The following is a 21,873-nucleotide window of genomic DNA, read 5'->3' as shown; positions in this document are numbered from 1 at the left end:
AAAAAATTATTTTAAACTTTCTACTATTTTTTCAAACACCTCGTTGTTTTCATAAACTCCCGAAAACCTGTTTGCTTGCGGACCGTATGCAAAAATAGGCACCATGCTCCCTGTGTGGTCATGGGTAATAAACCCTCCTTCTATAGAATGGTTTTCTACACTACCACTAGCAACTCCAAAACCAGATGTTTCATGATCGGCAGTTACAATTACCAACGTTCCTTTGTTTTCATCGGCAAATTGAATAGCCTCTGTAATTGCTCGGTCAAAATCTATTCCCTCTAACACAATTCCCTCTGTGTTGTTGGCATGACCAAAACTATCTATTTGTGCAGCCTCTACCATTAAAAAGAAAGGCTGTTCTTTTTCTTTTAAAAATTGTAATCCTGCTTTGGTTGTTTCTGCTAATAAATTTCCTCTATTTGTAAGAATAGATGGCACTCCTTTTTCTGAAAAAAACAATCCTGCTCTTTTGGCTTTTGATTTTGTTACTTCAGATACTGAATGCATTACACTAAAAGATTTTTCTAAAGCTAAATTTTTAAAAGTGTTAGAACCTCCTCCTGCAAAAAAGTCTAATTTACTCTGTACTAAATCCTTTGCTATTTTATCTTTTTCCGATCTATCTTTTTGATGTGCATAGAAAGCAGATGGGGTAGCTCCTGTAATTTCATCGGTAGTAATAACACCTGTTGCAAAACCTTTTTGATGTAAAATTTCGGTTATATTTTTTAAAGTATTTCCGTGTACATCTGTTCCAATAGCTCTATTGTTTGTTTTTTTTCCAGTAGCCAAAGCTGTTCCTGCAGCTGCAGAATCGGTTGTAAAATCATCTGCTGCTTGGGTTTTAATCAATCCTATATTTTTAAACTGTGTTAAGGTTAAAGCTCCACCATTTGCTAAAGTTGCTGATGATATTTGAGACAATCCATTACCATCACCAATTAATAAAATAATGTTTTTAACTTTTCCTTTAGCCTTATCGTATTTATAGGTTGGCTTGTAAACTTCTGATGATATTTTTGCTTGTACCGTTCTGTGTTTTAAACTAGAAACATAAGTTGCACATCTTTTAGGCTGATCTGTATTGATAACATCTACACCTAATTCTAAAAAAGTTCTCCATGCTGTTTTAGAGTCTGGGGTCCCCCAAAAACGGAAAGGTTTGTGAAATTGTTTTGCTTGGTTTATCACCGCTGTTACCTTGTCATAATCGGTATGGGTTAATCTACCTTTTCCGTTCCATTCTGTGTATTTTTTAAAATCTACACTAACCATGTCTACTTTTGCTAAATTTTTAGCAGACAAGGTTGTTTCTATTTCTTGATAATCAAAAGAAATAAAAGAAGGATATTGGTGATAACTTTCTGAATTTGGCCTATTACCAGAAATTACAATTTTAATATGTGGGTGATGAATTACCTGAGGGTATTCTTCTAAATTCTTAATAATTGCCTCTAAAGTTGTTACTGCTTCAGACTTTACGTCAATCATTAAAAACAAATCTTTATGCAAGTCTTCTGCTGTACTTGCCAACTGATTTAAGGGCTTTAAATACAAAGCCTCTAATGTTTTTACCTTGTTAATTTCTTTAGATGTGTGAGCTATAAATAATGCTCCTTTTTTTAGAAATACATCGGCCTCTATTAAGTTTAATCCGCTTGTATAAGCTGTCCAAAAAGGTGTGTTTTGTAAATAATCGTTGTGAGATTGTATTCTAATATGTTTGTGGTCTTGGCTATTGGCCAAACCTGAAACTAGTAATAAAAGAACTAGTATAAATTTTCTTTTTACAAATAATAACATAAATAATTATTTAAAAAAGGTGCTATTTAAATAGCACCTTTTTGCTGTTTATAAAGCTGGTGTTTAATTCCAGTTTTTATTTTGGTCAATTCCTGATGATTGAATTACAGTGTTTGGAATAGGCCAAACATTCATATAAGAAGCATCAAAGTTTCTTGCAGGCCATACAATTTCTGAAGTGTATGGTGAATCTGGATTAGATCTATCTGTGTAAATTCTACCATAAATAGGTTGTGTGTAAATTGCTTGCGCATCTCCCCAACGAATCAAATCAAAATGTCTGTTTGCAAACTCTCCTGCCAATTCTACTCTTCTTTCGTGTTTTAAATCATCTATAGTTGCATTGGTTTTTGGAGCCAATCCTGCTCTTGCTCTTACTAGGTTTAAAGGAGCATCTCCATTTAACCCATCAGCAATTAAAGCTTCTGCTTTCATTAGCAACACCTCTGCATAGCGCATTAACGGTACGTTGTAGGTAGTTGTTGGATTGTCTCCATTGGTATTTACAGTAGTTCCAATAGCATCTGCCTCTCTAAACTCATACATATATTTGTTAAATTGAAAACCAGACAAAGAGTTTTCTGATTGGTATCTTTTGGTTTCTCCAAAATATTGAAACTCATCACCAAAACTTAAAATGGTTACCGCTTTACGAGCATCTCCTGCTTCAAATTCGTTGTACAATCCTTCTGATGGTGTGTAATATCCCCATCCGTTAAATTTACCCCAACCTTTGTTTTCTAACATTACTCCAGTTAAAATACTACCTCTGTCTACTCCTGAGTTTACAGACCAAATGTATTCGCTTGTCCAGTTGTTTAGGTGACTGTGCAATTCTCTGTAATCTTTTGCAGGATTCCCTGTGTTGATTAACGCTCTACCAGAACCAGAATTGGTTACCAAATCTGCATATTTTACCACTTCTGCATATTTAGAAGCATCGTATTGTGCCCAATACAAATTGGTTTTAGCTATGTATGCCAAAGCTGCATCTTTATGAGGTCTACCATAATTTTCAGCAGAATAATCTGTAAACAATGGTAACAAATCTGCTGCTTTTTTTAAGTCTTCAACAATCATTGCGTAATTTTCTACCACACTTGCTGGTCTTGTTCTAGAAGCAACCCCATCTAACATGTTTTCTACAGTTAGAATAGGAACTCCTCCACTTTTATCATCTCCGTAAGTATGTGCTACCCAGAAATAGCTAAACGCACGCATAAAATAAGCTTCTCCTAAAATTCTATTTTTTAGATCTTCGTTAATTTCCATTTCAGGAACGTTTGCTAAAATATCATTAGCTCTTCTTATTATTTTGTAAGAATTAGGGTAACAAGTAGATGTGTATCCTCCTTCTGTACCATCAATATTAAAATCTTTAATATTATCTGCAGATGCTTTGATACGACCTGTAATCATATCGTCTGACGCATTGATGTACCAAAAGAAACCTCTACCAAACATTTCTTCATCAAACATAAGCGTATACAATCCGTTTGCAGCTTGTTCAGCATCTGTAGCTGTTTTCCAATAATTTTCATCTGTAACTTGCCCTATAGGGTCTAAGTTTGTAAAATCATCTGAACAAGATACCATATTACCTCCTAAAGCAGCAGCCAACATTACTATTCCTATTTTTCTGTATATATTTTTCATTGTGTGTTCTAAATTTTAAATAAATTATAATGACAATAACAATCCTAGTGATAATGTTCTAGCCACTGGGTATTTTGCAATATCTAATCCTTTTCCTCCTACTTCTGGATCTAAACCTGAGTAGCTAGTAAAAGTCAATAAGTTTTCTCCAGACACATACATTCTTAAAGAAGATCCTTTTGCCAACTTGTTCATAATTTCTTTGCTAAATGTATATCCTAAGGTTACGTTCTTAATTCTTAAGTAAGAAGCATCTTCTAAATACCAGCTAGATGTGGTTCCAAAGTTTTTATTATCATCTTTGGTAGACAATCTTGGAATGTTACTTCCTTTATTAGTTTCTGACCAAGCTCCTAAAACTCTATTGTCTAAGTTATATCCTGATAAAGATGCATTGTAAGTAGTGTACTTGTATCCGTTAAAAGCTTTTACACCACCAACTCCTTGAAAAATCATTCCCAAATCAAAACCTTTGTAATCTAAATTAAGTCCAAAGTTATAGGTGATTTTTGGTTGGTATGAATTGTAGTATTTTTTGTCTTCACTACTAATTTTACCATCGTTGTTGGTGTCTTGAAATTTAAAATCTCCAGGTTTTGCATTTGGCTGAATTAAGTTTCCATCTTTTGTATAAGCATCAATTTCTGCTTGATTTTGGAAAACACCTAAATAAGGAATTAAGTAAGGTGTATACAAAGCACCACCAACTTTTGTTTGATAAGGTACTAGTACATTTCTTACATTGTCATTATGAATATAAATTTCTTGTTTAGAAGCTCCGTACCCTCCTAAGTTTACCAACTCGTTTTTAATAGAAGTTGCATTGGCATTCACACTATAATTAACATCTCCTATGCTGTTTTTATAAGAAACTGCAAATTCTATCCCTCTGTTTTTTACTTGTCCTGCATTCTGATCTGCTGGATCTCTACCTTCGTTTAAGTTTGCCAAACCAGGAATAATCATATCATTGGTTGTTTTTTCAAAATAATCAACCGTTATGTTTAAGCTATGGTTAAGAAGTGAAGCATCTAATCCTAAATCTAAAGACTCTACAGTTTCCCACTTTAAGTTTTTGTTTGCATTTCTATTAATATAGCTACCCACGTTTCCAAAATAATCAGCATCTTCTCCTAAAACTACATTTCCTGTATTTACTGGAACTGAGTATGGGTAATATCCTCTAATAGATTCTATATTTCCAATTTTACCATAAGAAGCTCTTATTTTTAAATCGTTAATAGCCTCTATATTAAAGAACGATTCTTTAGAAATTCTCCAAGCTGCAGAAGCTGAATAAAAATTATCTGCTTGGTTGTTTTTAAATAATTTTGAAGACTCATCTCTACGTATACTTCCAGAAACGTAATATTTGTTTCCATAGTTGTACATTATTCTTCCGATAGCAGAAGTTAAAGCATCTTCATACGGATTGTTTGATGGCTTGTTTACGACACTTACATTTTGCATGTATTGATTAAATGGCTCTTCTGATGAAAACCCTGTTCCCTTTAAATAAGTAGATTCTCCTGTTGTTTTTTGAGCTGCATACACCACAGTAGCATTTACGTTGTGATTTCCAAAAGATTTGTCGTAGCTCAACTGATTGTTCCAAATCCATTTGTCTTGATTAGAAGTTTCTTCTATTAAAGAGTTTTGAGGATTTGTTCTACCTAACTCAGGTACTTTAGGATAAAATTCTTTTTTATGAACATTTCTAAAAGCAGCAGAATAATTGGTTTTAAAAGACAAACCATCTAAAATATCGTATTTAAAATATACGTTTGCATTTACATAAGTGCTTGGTGATTTTTTATTAGGTCTTAACAACAATGCCAATGGGTTATAGGTATCTCCATAAGCTCCAGCAAACTGAGATAAATCTTCTGGTGCAGTTCCTGCAAAACTTCCATCAGCATAACGAGTTGGCGATGCCGAAGGCATGTAAATTGCATTGATAATAGTTCCAGAATATGGATTGTCTGTATCTGTACCATAAGATTCGTCTCTAGACAAATACACGTTTTCTCCTATGGTAATTTTATCTGTAATATGATAATCTGCTTTTAACCTTAAATTATAGCTCTGAGAACTTGTTCCTTCTAACAAACCTTGTCTATCTCTATAAGAAAATGACGTGAAGTAATTGTATTTTTCTCCAGCTCCACTTAAATCTAAATTTAAGTTGTTCACCTTTGCATCTCTAAAAATAGCATCAATCCAATTGGTACGGTTTACTTGTCCGTAAGGATTTTGAGTTGCATCGTGTGCAGATTGTCTTGGAGAACCCGCATTGTCTGCAGCTGTGTTGTACACCTCTGCTTGCTGCTTAGCCGTTAAAGGTGTTGGTAAATTGGTGGCAGATTTAACACCTGTGTAATAATTAATTCCAAATTTAGGTTTCCCATTTTTACCTTTTTTGGTTTCAATTACAATTACTCCAGATGCTGCTTGTGCACCATAGATAGAGGCAGATGCTGCATCTTTTAATACAGAAACAGAAGCAATGTCATTAGGGTTAATGTCTGGTCCGTTGTAAGGCATACCATCTACAATTACCAAAGGAGATTCTGAGTTAAAAGTACCAATACCTCTAATTCTAATATCTGCTCCACTTGTAGGATCTCCACCAGAATTTGATACAGTTACCCCAGCAATATTTCCTTGTAAAAATTCTTTGTAATTAGTTACAGGTCTACTCTCAATACTTTTTACGTTGGTTGCAATTCCTATAGATGATGTTAAATCTCCTTTTTTAGCAGATCCATAACCTATTAATACAACCTCATCCAAATCACTAGCAAGATCGTTTAACACGACTTCTAATTCCTGATTACCTACGTAGTTAATGGTTTGTGTTTCATATCCTAATGAAGATATTTCTACCAAACCATTATTTTGTTTTGATTCAATTACAAATTGTCCATCAAAATTAGTAACGGTGGTTGTTCCTTGTCCTACCTGACCTTTAAGTACAATATATGCACCTGGTACAGGCATTCCATCTGTTTTAGAAACCACGGTTCCTTTAACAGTTACTTGGGCTATAGAATACGACATGCATCCTACCACAAATAATAAAAATAAATAAGCTTTTTTCATTGAGTATTTTAGTTTTTGATTTGTGCTAAAAGTAGTTTGAGAGCTTTTAAACAAGGGGTAATTTTGTACAAGCAAGGGGTAATTTTGCTTCTAAAACATCTTTATTAAATTGCAAAAAGGTGGATTTTTAACACACTAACGTTTAGGTAACATTGGGCTAATCCTACCATAATACTTACGATTCTTGTTTTTGACTTTTAAACGCCTTTGGACTCATTCCAAACTGTTTTTTAAAAGACTTACCAAAGTACTTGGGATCGTTAAAACCACACTCGTAACTAATTTCTGAAATGTTTAAATTTTTGTTTTTTAACAAATAGGCAGCTTTTTGAAATCTAAGAGAAATAATAACATCGGAAGGAGATTTTCCTAAAACTTCTTTAAACAAACGATAGCATTTTACTCTAGAAATAGCCAGTTCTTCAATTAACATTTCTACATTAAAACTAGAATTAGACAATTCTTTTTTAATAATTTCTAAACTCTTTTTTATGAGTTTATCATTACTTGTTTCAATGTCGTTTTCTTCGGTTAAAATTTTAAAAATGTCTTTTTCTAACTGATTCGTGATTTTATTTTCTTTAGATTTTATGAGACCTAAAATTTTCTTTTGAATATAAGATTCACTTGCAGGTAGCTGAATTACAACATCAATTCCAAATTCTACAGATTGTTCCTGAAGACTGTAACTAATTTCTTCTGATATGTACACAAAAGGTATTTTCTTTTGTGTTTCTTGTGATTTGTATTTGTTAAAAAAACCAACTAATTCTTTGGTAAAATTTGTTTGGTAAAACACCAATACATCAATATCTATTTGTTGCAAAGCCGAGCTTACATCAGCAATTGCACTCTCGAACAACAAATTACTTTGCTGATTTCCTAAAAGTTGCTTTACCACATCTATATGCTCCACATCAGAAAGCACCAATATATTTTTGTTTCCGTTGTTTAGCAATTCTTGTTGGTTCATATGTTTCCATGAAATGATTTCTGATTGTTTAAAATCTTTATTCATTTTAAACACAGGAATTTCAAATGTTAAAACAAAATCTTGTTCCTCTTGCACATAAAAACTTCCGTTTAAATCATGCAACAACGTTTTAACAGCCTTAAAATATGGACTGTAACGAATTACATGATCCCAATTGGTAATTAACAACTCGCTAGTAGAAATAAGTTGCAGTTCTAAAAGATTATTCTGATGTGTAATTGTTATGTTTAACTGACTGTCTTTATTAGCATATTTTAAAATATCTCCAAAAAAGTATTGCATTAACAAACTAAACCTAAGAATGTCTATTTCTACCCAAGTAATATCTTTATTAATGTGGCTAATAAAATTTACTTGATTTTTTTGTGCAACTTTTTTATTCTTTTCTAAAATATTTTTAAGCACCGAAAATAAGTTCACAATGCTTTTTTTAGTTGGCTCTAAATCTTTTACATGATCTAAATAATTCCACTCTGACAATAAATTAATAAGACTTGTAGCATGGTTTATTATTTTTTCTTTTTGCTTAGAATTTCCTTCTATTTTGGTACTTGCCTGAATAATTTTAGACACCGGTTCTTGAAATTCTGAAAGCACAAAAGACTTGAATTTTTCCAGTTCAAAATCTTCATTTTTTAAACTATTATGCAACTCCAGTAATTGTTCTTTTTGTTGAGAAACCTCTTTGTTTTTTTCATCTAATTTTTGATTTGCTTTAAGCAAGTCTTGTTTTTGATGTTCTATAACTTTGGTTCTATCAATTATTTTTTGTTCTAATTTTTTCTTTAGTTTTTTGTTGTTTTTATTTCTAACCCAAACAATAATTAAAACAGACAACATAAACACTAAAGTTACAATGCAATAAAACCAAATGGTTTCATAAAAAGCTTTGTTAATCTTTACCGTAAAATAAGGACTTGATGGTGTTTCTTCTGAGGATGTTTTTAGATAAAAATCATAACTTCCGGATGGAAGATTATTGTATTTTAAAACTCCCCATCTTAATAGTTTCCAGGAAGTATCTACTCCATCAAGCTTATAATACACATCTTTTTTTTGACTTTCAGGAAAAACAATTGCTTTTACTCTAACAACTAAAGTATTGTTTGTGTGTTCCTTTATTAAATGTTTGGAATAATTTTCATCTCCATCTACTTTCAGTTTTATTTTAGGAAAATATTCTTTTATGTTAATTGCTGCCGGATTGAAATAATTCAAACCTTTAACCCCAGCAAAAAACATCATTCCTTTAGGGTCTTGATAATAAGCTCCTTCTGAAAATTCTGGAGACAACCATCCTTCATTTGGGTTTAAAGCTTTTACTTTATAAGTAAACTTATCAATTACCGCTAATCCTTTAGTGGTGCTTAACCACACTTTATCACCAGTATCTATGAGTCCATATACCATATGACTTGGCAAACCATCTTTTTCTGTAATGTTTTTTACAATTCCTTTGGTTTTATGATAAACACTAACCCCACCTAAAGAAGCTATCCAATAATTAGAAGTTAGTTTGTCATGAAACAAAGAGTACACACTATTACCTAAAATTCCTTCTGATGTTGTGACCTTATGTAAGGTATTGTTTTTTAAATTTAATAGAATAACACCACTGTATTCTGTGGCTAAAATTAACTCCGAATCATTTTTTTTAATATTTCTTATATGGTACTTATTTACTAAGTTTTGACCTTTAAAGGTTTCGAATCTATTTTTTGTCAAACTAAATTTAGCCACTCCTCCCCAACAAGAAATCCAAATATTTTTATTTTCATCTTCATACAAAGAATAATGTCTATTGTTAGGCAGTTCTTTTACATAATTTGCACTGTACAATTCATATGAGTTTTTCTTAATTCTTATCAAACCTCCATAAGTTCCTGCCCAAACACTACCATCAGAAGAAGTAAATAAAGATCTAACTCTTTGCCAATCTATATTTTGACTTGCTTCAGAAATAGTATAATTTACATAACATTTTGTTTTGTTATTGTAGTAATACAAGCCTTTATTGTAATAGCCCAACCAAATTGTACCTTCTAAATCTGTAGTTATGGCCCTAATAGATTCATTGGGCAAGTGAGGATATTTTATGGGGTGTGGAGCTATTTGAGAAATTAAATCAGAATCTTTATAAGCCATGCTTAATCCCCCATCTTTATGAGCCAACCAAACATTGTTAAATAAATCTATATGCAACTTGTTAATTTCATTACTATGAAAACTGTAAGCAGAATATTTATCGACAACGTAGTGATGAATTTGTTTGTTTTGAATGTTATTCTGATGGTTTGGAATGATATAAACTCCATTTCTACGGGTTGCAAACCACACATTCCCTTGTTTGTCTTTTAAAACCCCATTTACAATTACGTTCGGATATCTAGTTTTTAATATTTTTCTAAACGCATTGTAATTTCCTTCGTTAGCATAAGCTACTTTGTTTTCTACAAACTTGTCTTTAACATATTCATAGGTTTTGGTACTGGTTTCTGCAACAAGAGTTTTATTATTAGAAAGTCTAATTCTATGAACAACACCTGTTTTAAATTCAAAATTTTTAAAATTTCCGTTTCCTATGTATTTACTTAATTTTCCTTCATCTGTTTGCACCCAAATAGTTCCAAACTTGTCTTTTTCAATGTTTACAACATAATTACCTGCTATTGAATTTTGATTGTTGATGTTATGTTTATACACTGTAAATTCAGTGCCATCAAAATAATTCAACCCATCCCAAGTTCCAATCCATAAACCACCATTTGCATCATTTTCTACATCTACCACAGAGTTGTTAGACAAACCCTCATTGGTGGTATAGGTTTTAAATTTTATTTGTTGGCTTAAACCAACGGTAGATATAAAAATGGAAAAAAGGAAAAACCAAAACTTCATAATCGTAATCATTATTAACCAACAATGTTACGCTTATGGCATTACTTTAATATAAAATCTATATTAAGTTCTTATGATGATTTTTGATCTATAGTGACCAGTAACTTAAATGCTGAAAAGAAAAATAGCATTAGATACGATTGATAAACAACCCAAAACCATATATTTTTTAGGTTGATTTGAAAGATATTATGATTCTCCATTAATATATTTCCCGTATTTAGTTTCCAAATTTGGAACCCCATGTATAGGAAAGAAAACAAGAGGACAATGTTTAATAAAACAACAAACAACTTGTATGTTACATTTAATTGTTTGCCAAATGCTTTAGTAAAATAGAATGCAGATAACCAAAACCATCCATAAAAAGGGGCAATCCAAAAAACATTTGGAACCCATAGAACAGTATTAAAAAAATCTCCTTCTGAAAAAACAAGTACAGATACTAGAGCTAAAACAATTGCTATAATCTTAATTTTCATTGCTTAAAACTTTAGATAAAGAACTCATTATTTTTTGAGTAGCTCCTAAATTTTTAGCCACATAATTCTTGGTAATTACAGACATTCCATCTCTAAGCTTAGAATCCGTATATATATCTTGTAAAACAGAGCTCAACTCTTTGGTATTATCAACACTTACACATCCTTTTAAAGTGACCAAATCTTGTACTTCTTTAAACTTCTTAAAATTAGGACCAATCACAATTGGCAATCCATAGGTAGCGGCTTCTAACGTATTGTGAACTCCGCTTTTGGTGTAACCACCTCCAATATAAGCCACATTTGCATAAGCGTATATTTTAGATAAAATTCCAATGGTGTCTACTATAAAAACAGAATATGCATCCATTTGTTTCCCTTCCATTTCTGAATACAACACCACTTCTTTTGTAAGTTTATTTTTTAGTTTTAAAACTCCTTCTTTTGTAATATTATGCGGTGCAATAATAAATTTCTCGTTTTCAGTTGCTTTTGTATTAATATAAGCAACCAATTGTTCTTCATCCTCTGGCCAAGTACTACCTGCTACTAATAAATAAGCATTGTTTTTAAAGTTATTTACAAACGGTAATTTTTCATTTGCCTCAACCAATTTCTGAACCCTATCAAAACGAGTATCTCCAGCAACAGTAACATTGTTTATATGAATAGAATTTAACAATTCTTTAGATGCATTGTCTTGCACAAAAAAATGTTGAATGTATTGCAAATGTTTACGCATCCAAAAACCTTGTGGTTTAAAAAACAATTGATTCTTTCTAAAAATTCCAGAAATTAAAAACGTAGGTATTTGCAAACGATGTAGCTCATTTAAATAATTTGGCCAAAACTCATATTTAATAAAAATTGCTGCTGATGGTTGTATTGCTTTAAGAATTTTTTTAGCATGGCTAAGCGTATCCATTGGTAAATAACAAACTACGTCTGCTAATTCGTAATCTTTTCTAATTTCGTAACCAGAGGGCGAAAAAAATGTTAATACAATTTGATGATTAGAATACTCCTTTTTTAGTTCTTCGATTACAGGTCTACCTTGCTCAAACTCCCCTAAAGAAGCCGCATGAATCCAAACCACAGGTTTGCTTGTTTTTAGAGATGCGTTTAACACATTAAAAACTTGTTTTCTACCCTTAACAAAAAGCTTGATTTTAGGATTGAAAAAAGCCACGACTTTTAAAACAAAAGAAGCCACTAGAATAAGAAAATTATATAAAAACCTCATAACCGCAAAGCTAAAAAATTAGCACTGTGTTTACCTAAATTGAAGTTTAATTTTTTATTTTGGAATATGTTTTGATATTACCTATCAAAAGCTAAATAAAGAAACATATGAAACAACTTATATACCTACTTTTTTTTATCGGATTTATTGCAAATGCTCAACAAAATAGAGCTTATAAAGACGGTGAAAAAATAAAATTTAGAATTCATTACGGAATTATTAATGCAGGTTACGCAACTATTGAAGTACAAGAAAAAACAATTAACAACCAACAATACGAACATGTTATTGGAAAAGGATGGACTACCGGAATGCTTAAATGGGTTTTTCCTGTAGAAGATAATTACCAATCTTTTATTCACACAAAAACAGGATTTCCTACTAGAGCTATTAGAAAAATAAAAGAAGGTAAATACACCAAAAACGTAGAGCTATTTTTTGAAAAAGACAGTGTGCTTACCGTAGACCACAAACACAACAAACAAAAAAGAGTAGCAGCTAAAAATGTGCAAGACATGATTGCTGCATTTTATTACCTACGAAACAACGTTCCAGATAGTTTACAAATAAACGAATCTGTAGATATGGATTTGTTTTTTGACTACAAAAAATTCCCTTTTAAACTTATAAAACTCAGAAAAGAGAATCTAAAAACCAAGTTTGGAGATATAGAATGTTTTGTCTTTAGACCCATGGTACAATCTGGTCGAGTTTTTAAAGCCAAAGAAAGCCTTAGTATATGGATTACAGCAGATAAAAACAGGATTCCTGTAAGAATTCAAGCCGATTTAGCCGTAGGCTCTTTAAAAGCAGATATTGATGAGTACAAAGGCCTATTACATCCCTTTAATGCTCAATAAAATTCATAAATTAATTGTACTTTTGGCAGTCAGAAATAAATACCCAGAATGTTAAAAAAAATCACCCTATTAAGTCTTATTTTACTAACTATTTATTCTTGTAATTCTAAAGAAGAAAAATCGGGTAAACAAAGTGACACTCTTCAACTTGTTAAAAAACCTAAAGTATCCAAAAAAATTTTTGGATACAGCTTGGATAACTTTAAAGTCTTTAAAAAAGAAATTAAAAAAGGAGAAACTTTTGGAACTATTTTAGATGAACACCACGTTTGGACTCCTAAAATTTATGAAATTGCCAACACCGTTAAACCTGATTTTGATGTAAGAAGATTAAGAGCGGGTAAAAATTACACCATTTTGGCAGCAAAAGACTCTACCGAAAAAGCTCAGGTATTTATTTATCAGCACGATTTGGTAAACTATTCTATTGTAGATTTTAGAGACTCTATTTTTACCAAAACTGTTAAGAAAAAAGTAACAACCAAATTAAAAAAAGCATCGGGAATTATTACCAGTTCTTTGTCTCAATCGTTAGATGAAAAACACGTGAGTCCTATTGTTGCTAATGACCTGTCCGATATTTATGCTTGGACCATTGACTTTTTTAGATTGCAAAAAAACGATCGATTTAAAGTTATTTACGAACAAAAATATATTAACGACACCGTTCCTGTTGGAATTGGTAGAATTAAAGCTGCTTATTTTGAACACGTAGGCAAACCTTTTTATGCCTTTCATTACGTTCCTGATTCTATTACGGGTATAGAAGAATATTTTGATGACCAAACACACAACTTAAGAAGAGCTTTTTTAAAAGCACCTCTAAAATTTAGTAGAATTTCCTCTAAATACAATCTTAAAAGAAGAATTGCTTTTTACGGAAGAGTAAAACCACATTTAGGAACTGACTTTGCAGCTCCGGTAGGAAGTCCAATTATGAGCACCGCTAACGGAAAAGTAATTGAATCTAGATACAAAGGAGGTAACGGAAATTATGTTAAAATAAGACACAATGCTACCTACACAACTCAGTACCTACACATGAAAAAACGAAACGTAAAAGTAGGCGATTACGTAAAACAAGGAGACGTTATAGGATGGGTAGGTATGACAGGAAACACTTCTGGACCCCACGTATGCTATCGTTTTTGGAAAAACGGTAGACAAGTAGACCCGTTAAAAGAAGAACTTCCGGCAGCCAAACCAATGAAAAAAGAAATTCAAGCAAACTATTTAACTTACATAGCTCCAATTAAAAAAGAATTAGATGCTATTCCATATTAAACCAAATACATACCACTATGTCTTTACAAAACATTAATCCAACAACAACCAACGCTTGGAAAAAACTGGCAGCTCATTTTGAAACTGCTAAAAATCTAGAATTAAAAGAATTGTTTGCTAAGGATGAAAACCGAGATGCAAACTTTACAATTGCTCTAGATGATTTACAACTAAACTACGCTAAAAACAGAATTTCTAAAGAAACTATGGATTTGTTAGTAGAATTAGCTAATGAATCTGGATTGTCTAATGCAATTGAACAATACTTTGGTGGAGAAATCATCAATGCTACCGAAGGAAGAGCTGTACTACACACTGCTTTAAGAAACAACAGTGGTAATGCTGTAATTTCTGAAGGTAAAGATGTAATGCCAGAAGTAAACAAAGCAAAAGAAAACATAAAAGCTTTTACAGAAAAAGTAATTTCTGGAAACTGGAAAGGATACACAGGAAAATCAATTACCGATATTGTAAACATTGGTATTGGTGGTTCCGATTTAGGACCCAATATGGTTGTAGATGCTTTACAGTACTACAAAAACCATTTAACAACTCACTTTGTTTCTAACATTGATGGAGATCATGTTTCAGAAGTGATTAAAAAATTAAACCCTGAAACTACTTTATTTGTAATTGTTTCTAAAACCTTTACCACTCAAGAAACTATAGGAAACGCTTTAACTATTAAAGATTGGTTCTTACAAAGTGCTAAAGAAGCAGATGTTGCAAAACACTTTGTGGCAGTTTCTACCAATTTAGAAGCGGTTGCTAATTTTGGAATCGCATCAGAAAACGTATTTCCAATGTGGAACTGGGTAGGAGGTCGTTTTTCTTTATGGTCTGCTGTTGGTTTATCTATTGCCCTTTCTGTAGGATACGATAACTACGCTGATTTATTAAATGGAGCATACCAAATGGACAACCACTTTAAAACAACATCGTTTGACAAAAACATTCCGGTTGTTTTAGCTTTGTTAAGTATTTGGTATAACAATTTTTATGGAGCAGAAAGCGAAGCTGTTTTACCATACACTCAATACTTAAACACATTACCGTCTTACTTACAACAAGCTTTTATGGAAAGTAATGGTAAATCTGTAGACAGAAACGGAAACGAAGTTACTTACCAAACAGGAACTATTATTTGGGGGGCTGCAGGAACCAACATGCAACATGCATTTATGCAATTGGTACACCAAGGAACTAAATTAATTCCATGTGATTTTATTGGATTCAACGAATCTTTATACGGTAAAGCAGATCATCATAAAAAATTAATGGCAAACTTCTATGGTCAGCAAGATGCTTTGTGTTTTGGTAAAACCAAAGAACAAGTATTGGCTAGTGGTGTAGCTGCAAATGCTATTGAACTACCTTTTAAAGTGTTTACAGGTAACAGACCTAGCAACTGTATTACAGCAAATAAATTAAGCCCAAATAGCCTAGGAAAAATAATTGCTATGTATGAACACAAAATATTTGTACAAGGAATTATTTGGAACATTTACAGTTTTGATCAGTTTGGTGTAGAACTTGGAAAAGAAATGGCAAACAAACTTTTAAAATAGAAAACTACTTTAACGTACACAAATCCCTAGTAATCAAACACTAGGGTTTTTTTTTGGCACTTATCTTGATGTAAATCTTATCTAACCAAATTCTTATACATCATGAAATTAAAGAAAAACCCAAAAGCTAACCTAGAACATTACAGTGGTATTTTTACACTACTAGGACTTGTATTAACTCTTTTTATTACCTACGTTTTTATAGAACATAAGTCATATGCAGCAATTAAAAAAGAAACGAATATTGCAATTAAATATGATACCGATGAGACTAAAACCATTCAATTTAAACGAATAGAAAAGAAACCTAAGAGAATGGAAAAACCAATTCTTGAAGAACCTATTCACAAACAAAAAATAAAAAAACAACCTACTATTATAGATGTAAGCAAAGTTAAAAAGGTGAATGATACCAAAGAAGTTGAAACCACATTAATCAAAGAAGAATCTCCTACAACTACTGCAGATGAAGATTTAAAAAACATAGAATATTTTGATGATGTAATAGAATACGAACCAGAAACCGTAAATTATGTAAGTGTAGAAAATATTCCTGTTTACCCTGGTTGCGAAAAATATATGTATGATAGAGAAAAGTCTAAAAAATGTTTTAGTAAAAAGATATCGAAATTTTTTGGTAAAAACTTTGATATTGATTTAGCTAACAAACTAAATTTAGTGGGTTTACAAAAAATAGATTGTCAATTTATTATTGATCACAACGGAAATATAAGTCCAGACATTAAAACCACAAAAACCCACCCAGAATTGGCCAAAGAAATTAAAGATGTTTTGGGCAATTTACCCAAAATGATGCCTGCAAAGCAAAACGGAAAAACAGTAAATTTACTATATACACTACCAGTTCGGTTTATGGTAGAATAAAAAAGAAACCCCCTGTTCTTTTTAAAGAACAGGGGGTTTTTATATAAAAATTATATTTCTTATTTGCTTAAGTCTACTTTAGAAATACGCAATGTGTTAACATCACCTTTTTCCATAATTGGAGTAGAAGTTAAGTTTACAACAATGTCTCCATCTTGTAAATATCCACTTTCAAAAGCAATATTGTTAACATCTCTAATAATATCTGTAGAAAAAGGAGTGTTTGGCTCATAATATCTACCTTTTACTCCCCACATAATATTCATCATCCCTAATGTTCTTCTGTCAGAAGAGAAAGCTAAAATTTGTGATTTAGGTCTTAATGCAGAAATTTGTTGTGCTGTATATCCTGAGTTTGTAATCGTAGAAATTACTTTTGCATCAATATCTTCTGCAACTAATGCTGCTTGATGACAAATTGCATTGGTAATTGCACGGTCAGAATCTGTATCTGGTTTAGGAGATTCTCTAGGAACTTCAATTAAACTAGAGTTTTCTACATTTAAAATAATTTGTCTCATTACTTTAATTACTTCGTTTGGAAATGCTCCTACAGAAGTTTCTCCAGACAACATAACAGCATCAGCACCATCCATAATAGAGTTTGCAACGTCATTTACCTCAGCACGAGTAGGTACAGAGTTCTCAATCATTGTTTCCATCATTTGAGTTGCAATTACAACTGGAATTTTAGCTTCTTTACACTTTCTTACCAACATTTTTTGAGCTAAAGGCACTTCAGACATTGGAATTTCAACACCCAAATCTCCACGAGCAACCATAATAGCATCTGTGTTAGCAATAATTGCATCAATATTTTCTAAAGCTTCTGGTTTTTCAATTTTAGAAATTACTCTAGTTCTGTAAACAGATGTATCAGAATTTTCTTCAATTAATTTATGAATATCATCTAAATCTTTAGGGTTTCTAACAAAAGATAACGCCATCCAGTCTACATTTAAACTCAACGCAAACTTAGCATCTTTAATATCTTTTTCTGTTAATGCAGGTAAAGATATGTTTGTATTAGGTAGGTTTACTCCTTTTTTAGATTTTAAAGGACCTCCTCTTAATACTTTAGTTGTCACTAAATCTTCTCCATTAGTAGCTGTAACTTCAAACATTAATTTTCCGTCATCTACTAATATTTTTTCTCCAACTTTTACATCTTTAGGGAAACGTTGATAAGTCATAAATGCCTTTTCTTGGTTTCCTTCACATTTTTCAGTTGTAAAATTAAAAACATCACCAGGAGCCAATTCAACACCTTCTTCCATTACACCTACACGTAATTTTGGACCTTGTAAATCGGCTAAAATTGCAACATTAAAATCTAATTCATCATTTAATTCTCTAATTAATCTAACGTTAGTTTTTACGTCATCCTCATCAGCATGAGAAAAATTAATTCTGAAAACATTTACTCCAGAAATCATTAATTCCCTTAGCTTTTCTTTCTTACCTGTTAAGGCAGGACCTAATGTAGCTACAATTTTGGTTTTTTTAGTCTGTGACATATTTTAAAAAATTAAGTATTCTTTATGGTTTAATTTATGAGTATCTACTGAATATGCAGTAACTACCCCATTTATTTTATTTATTTGTTGCAAAAATTGCTTTAGTTTTAACTCTAAAACATCTCCTTGTATTTTTATGACAAAGTCTGCTTCTTTAATTTCTGGTTGTAAATATACATAAGAACTTGCAAAAGATTCTTCTGTTTGAAACAAACCTAATGAATTACCTTTAGGAGCTTTTACTTTGAATTTATTTTTAATGATATACCAGTCTATTAAATTTTTATGATCATGAAATTCGAATGATGAAAAGAATGCTTTTTTACCTTCTATTACATAATCTAAATCTGGTACTATTCTTTGGAAAGAAAAGTTTAAATCATTATTTAATAAATAAGCTAACTTATAATCTTGCAACACGGTATGAACAGCGATTAACTGGTAATCTTGCTCGTCAAAATCACAAAATGTTAAAAAATTAGCCGCCATAAAAACTACGTATTAATACGTAAAAATACAGGAACGAAATTAGTTAATAGTATTCAATCAAAAATAAATTTTACGATAATAAAACGCAAACGTTATAGTAGTTTTTCTATTTCAGATTGAAACACATAGTAAGCTCTTTTAGCCGCCATTTCTTCGGCTCTCTTTTTAGATGTTGCCCTACCTTTAGAAATTACTTTGTCGTCTACAAATAGTTTTACACTAAAATGTTTTATGTTTTGATTTCCTGAATCTTCGTACACTTCAAAATTTAAGTCTCGTTTATTTTTCTGAGACCATTCTATTAACACACCTTTATAACTGGTTATTTTACCTTCAAGTTTTTGAATATCAACATAAGGAACAATTACTTTTTTGGTGATAAATTTTTCACAATAATTGTAGCCTCTATCTAAATAAATAGCTCCTATTAAAGCTTCAAATAAATTACCGTGTATATTGTTTCCTATTTTTGATTTTGAAATCTTAGTATTTAAATACGTTAACAATTCAAGATCTTTTCCCAATTCATTTAAATGCTCTCTACTTACTATTTTAGAACGCATTTGAGTTAAATAACCTTCATTAGCTTCTGGAACTTCTTTAAACAGATAGGCTGCTATAATAGATCCTAACATGGAATCTCCTAAATACTCTAACCTTTCAAAGTTAATAGGATTTCCTTGTTCATCTTTTAACTGTACAGATGTATGCGTAAAGGCCCTTTTGTAATGAGTTAAGTTTTTAGGAACAAAACCTATTATTTTTTTTATTTGGGCATAAAAAATCTCGTCCGATGTAGAACGAGATTTCTTTATATTTTTGAAAAACTTCAAAAGTCTTAAGCTTCTAATTTTTTAAACAATACACAAGCATTGTGTCCACCAAATCCAAAAGTATTACTCATCGCAACTTTAATATCTCTCTTTTGAGCTTTATTAAGTGTTAAGTTTAACTTAGGATCAATATTCTCATCCAATTCAAAATTGTTAATAGTTGGTGGCACCATTCCATGCTCCATAGCCAGTACAGATGCAATAGCTTCTATAGCTCCTGCTGCACCTAATAAGTGACCTGTCATAGATTTTGTTGAATTGATGTTTACATTGTAAGCATTTTCTCCAAAAACTTTTTGAATTGCTTTTAATTCTGCAACATCTCCTAATGGTGTAGATGTTCCATGCATATTTACAGCATCTACATCTTCAGGTTTTAAACCTGCATTTTGTAAACAATTCTGCATTACTTTTGTTGCTCCTAATCCTTCCGGATGTGGTGCAGTTAAGTGATGTGCATCGGCAGACAAACCTCCACCAGCAACCTCACAATATATTTTTGCTCCTCTTGCGACAGCATGCTCATATTCTTCTAAAATAAGAGCTCCACCTCCTTCTCCCATTACAAAACCATCACGGTCTTTGTCAAATGGTCGAGATGCTGTTGATGGATCATCATTTCTTTGAGACAAGGCATGCAAGGCATTAAAACCTCCCATTGCTGCTCCTGTTACAGAGGCTTCAGAGCCACCTGTTACAATTACATCTGCATGTCCTAAACGGATGTAATTTAAAGCATCTATAATTGCATTTGCAGAAGATGCACATGCAGACACTGTGGTAAAGTTAGGACCTCTAAAACCATATTTCATAGAAATATGACCTGGTGCTATATCTGCAATCATTTTAGGAATAAAGAACGGGTTGTACTTTGGAGTACCATCTCCTTTTGCAAAATTAATTACTTCTTGTTCAAAAGTATCAATTCCACCTATTCCACATCCCCAAATAACTCCAACTCTGTCTGAGTCTACTTTTTCTAAATCTAATTTAGAATTGTGGATTGCCTCATCGGCAACCACCATGGCAAATTGCGTAAACTTATCCATTTTACGAGCTTCCTTTCTGTGAATAAACTCATTCACATCAAAGTTTTTTACCTCGCATGCAAAACGAGTTTTGAACTTGGCAGCATCAAAGTGTGTTATAGGAGCCGCTCCGCTTTTCCCATTCACTAAACCATCCCAATACTCTTCTATATTGTTTCCGATTGGTGTCAATGCACCAAGTCCAGTAACTACAACTCGTTTCAATTTCATAAATAGATAATTTTCTAATTACTTTGCTGCTTCAATAAAGCTTACTGCTTGACCTACTGTACCAATGTTCTCAGCTTGATCGTCTGGAATTTGAATATCAAATTCTTTTTCGAATTCCATAATTAATTCAACAGTATCTAAAGAATCTGCTCCTAAATCGTTTGTGAAGCTTGCCTCAGCAGTTACTTCGTTTTCGTCAACTCCTAATTTATCAACGATAATTGCTTTTACTCTTGATGCAATGTCTGACATAATATTATTATTTAATTAAGTTTAAAACCGGGACAAAAATAAAAAACTTTTGTTTCTGCGAACAATGTTTGTAGAAAATATATTCACTAAGATATAAAAAATTATCACATCTTTGTACTAAGTTTTTACTCACTTAACACAAGTCAAGCGATTTAAAAATCGCTCTAAAGTCAATAAAACATGATTAAAATAGCCATATTAGCTTCCGGTTCTGGTTCCAATGCAGAGAACATTGCACTGTATTTTTCTAACCATAAAAATGTTAAAATCACCTATTTTTTAAGCAATAAAAAGGATGCTTTTGTGCTTGAAAGGGCTAAAAAATTAGGAATTAAGAGCAAAGTTTTCTCTAATAAAGAGATGAAAGAGCAAGATGGACTTCTAAACTTGTTAAAAGTTGAAGCCGATTTTATTGTACTTGCTGGTTTTTTATTAAAAGTACCTGAAAACATTATTGAAGCTTTTCCTAATAAAATTATCAACATACACCCTGCTCTGTTACCCAATTATGGAGGAAAAGGAATGTATGGAATGCATGTGCACAATGCTGTAAAGGAAAACAAAGAAAAAGAAACAGGAATTACCATTCATTACGTAAACGAAAATTACGATGAAGGAGCTATTATTTTTCAAGCAAAAACGGAAGTAACCCCTACTGATTCTCCTGAAGATATTGCTCAAAAAGTTCATACACTTGAATACAAACACTTTCCTAGAGTTATTGACGAAGTAATTAATAGCTAAA

General features: G+C 31.8%; 16 protein-coding genes. 5 read left to right on the top strand and 11 right to left on the bottom strand.

The window, feature by feature from the left end; translation table 11 throughout:
- Window positions 1–6: 6 nt before the first annotated feature.
- The 6 genes from ACY2IJ_RS10345 to ACY2IJ_RS10320 form a co-directional block, all read right to left on the bottom strand.
- Complete coding sequence (locus ACY2IJ_RS10345; protein WP_476724289.1) at window positions 7–1,806, bottom strand: alkaline phosphatase; 1,800 nt, start codon at window positions 1,804–1,806, stop codon at window positions 7–9.
- Window positions 1,807–1,869: 63 nt separating this feature from the next.
- On the bottom strand, window positions 1,870–3,462 hold the full coding sequence (locus ACY2IJ_RS10340) for a RagB/SusD family nutrient uptake outer membrane protein (protein WP_476724288.1): 1,593 nt from the start codon (window positions 3,460–3,462) through the stop codon (window positions 1,870–1,872).
- A gap of 24 nt (window positions 3,463–3,486) precedes the next feature.
- Window positions 3,487–6,564 carry a SusC/RagA family TonB-linked outer membrane protein gene (locus tag ACY2IJ_RS10335; RefSeq protein WP_476724287.1) on the bottom strand — a complete coding sequence of 1,026 codons (3,078 nt, stop codon included), beginning with the start codon at window positions 6,562–6,564 and terminating at the stop codon, window positions 3,487–3,489.
- A gap of 175 nt (window positions 6,565–6,739) precedes the next feature.
- Window positions 6,740–10,456: a two-component regulator propeller domain-containing protein gene (locus ACY2IJ_RS10330; protein WP_476724286.1), complete on the bottom strand. Its 3,717-nt coding sequence runs from the start codon at window positions 10,454–10,456 to the stop codon at window positions 6,740–6,742.
- Between the two features lie 71 nt (window positions 10,457–10,527).
- Entirely contained in the window at window positions 10,528–10,938 is a 411-nt protein-coding gene (locus ACY2IJ_RS10325; protein WP_476724285.1) for a hypothetical protein, read from the bottom strand.
- Entirely contained in the window at window positions 10,928–12,181 is a 1,254-nt protein-coding gene (locus tag ACY2IJ_RS10320) for a 3-deoxy-D-manno-octulosonic acid transferase (RefSeq protein ID WP_476724284.1), read from the bottom strand. Before ACY2IJ_RS10320 ends, ACY2IJ_RS10325 begins: the two co-directional genes overlap by 11 nt.
- A 107-nt stretch (window positions 12,182–12,288) precedes the next feature.
- Between ACY2IJ_RS10320 and ACY2IJ_RS10315 the strand changes: the two genes are divergently transcribed.
- From ACY2IJ_RS10315 to ACY2IJ_RS10300, 4 genes are all read left to right on the top strand, one after another.
- On the top strand, window positions 12,289–13,041 hold the full coding sequence (locus tag ACY2IJ_RS10315; protein ID WP_476724283.1) for a DUF3108 domain-containing protein: 753 nt from the start codon (window positions 12,289–12,291) through the stop codon (window positions 13,039–13,041).
- A gap of 48 nt (window positions 13,042–13,089) precedes the next feature.
- Complete coding sequence (locus ACY2IJ_RS10310; RefSeq protein ID WP_476724282.1) at window positions 13,090–14,325, top strand: peptidoglycan DD-metalloendopeptidase family protein; 1,236 nt, start codon at window positions 13,090–13,092, stop codon at window positions 14,323–14,325.
- A gap of 17 nt (window positions 14,326–14,342) precedes the next feature.
- The gene (gene pgi / locus ACY2IJ_RS10305; RefSeq protein ID WP_476724281.1) at window positions 14,343–15,893 is read left to right on the top strand and encodes a glucose-6-phosphate isomerase; all 1,551 of its coding nucleotides are present in this window, start codon (window positions 14,343–14,345) and stop codon (window positions 15,891–15,893) included.
- Between the two features lie 102 nt (window positions 15,894–15,995).
- Complete coding sequence (locus ACY2IJ_RS10300; protein ID WP_476724280.1) at window positions 15,996–16,778, top strand: energy transducer TonB; 783 nt, start codon at window positions 15,996–15,998, stop codon at window positions 16,776–16,778.
- A gap of 59 nt (window positions 16,779–16,837) precedes the next feature.
- Here ACY2IJ_RS10300 and pyk read toward each other — a convergent pair whose 3' ends face one another.
- The 5 genes from pyk to ACY2IJ_RS10275 all read right to left on the bottom strand — a co-directional run bounded on the left by pyk (window position 16,838) and on the right by ACY2IJ_RS10275 (window position 21,128).
- A complete protein-coding gene (pyk, locus tag ACY2IJ_RS10295) occupies window positions 16,838–18,295 on the bottom strand; it encodes a pyruvate kinase (protein ID WP_476724279.1) in 1,458 nt (485 codons plus the stop codon).
- A gap of 3 nt (window positions 18,296–18,298) precedes the next feature.
- Window positions 18,299–18,784 (bottom strand): IPExxxVDY family protein, encoded by a 486-nt coding sequence (locus tag ACY2IJ_RS10290; RefSeq protein ID WP_476724278.1) that lies wholly within the window; start codon window positions 18,782–18,784, stop codon window positions 18,299–18,301.
- A 92-nt stretch (window positions 18,785–18,876) separates the two neighbouring features.
- The gene (gene rnc, locus ACY2IJ_RS10285) at window positions 18,877–19,617 is read right to left on the bottom strand and encodes a ribonuclease III (protein WP_476724277.1); all 741 of its coding nucleotides are present in this window, start codon (window positions 19,615–19,617) and stop codon (window positions 18,877–18,879) included.
- 5 nt (window positions 19,618–19,622) lie between these two features.
- A complete protein-coding gene (gene fabF / locus ACY2IJ_RS10280; RefSeq protein ID WP_476724276.1) occupies window positions 19,623–20,876 on the bottom strand; it encodes a beta-ketoacyl-ACP synthase II in 1,254 nt (417 codons plus the stop codon).
- Window positions 20,877–20,894: 18 nt separating this feature from the next.
- Window positions 20,895–21,128 (bottom strand): acyl carrier protein, encoded by a 234-nt coding sequence (locus ACY2IJ_RS10275; protein ID WP_068828135.1) that lies wholly within the window; start codon window positions 21,126–21,128, stop codon window positions 20,895–20,897.
- Between the two features lie 180 nt (window positions 21,129–21,308).
- Here ACY2IJ_RS10275 and purN point away from each other — a divergent pair, with 180 nt between their 5' ends.
- On the top strand, window positions 21,309–21,872 hold the full coding sequence (gene purN, locus ACY2IJ_RS10270; RefSeq protein WP_476724275.1) for a phosphoribosylglycinamide formyltransferase: 564 nt from the start codon (window positions 21,309–21,311) through the stop codon (window positions 21,870–21,872).
- The last annotated feature ends 1 nt before the right edge of the window (window position 21,873 follow it).

The organism is Wenyingzhuangia gracilariae (assembly GCF_056387575.1).
This window is presented reverse-complemented; position numbering and strand designations above follow the sequence as displayed.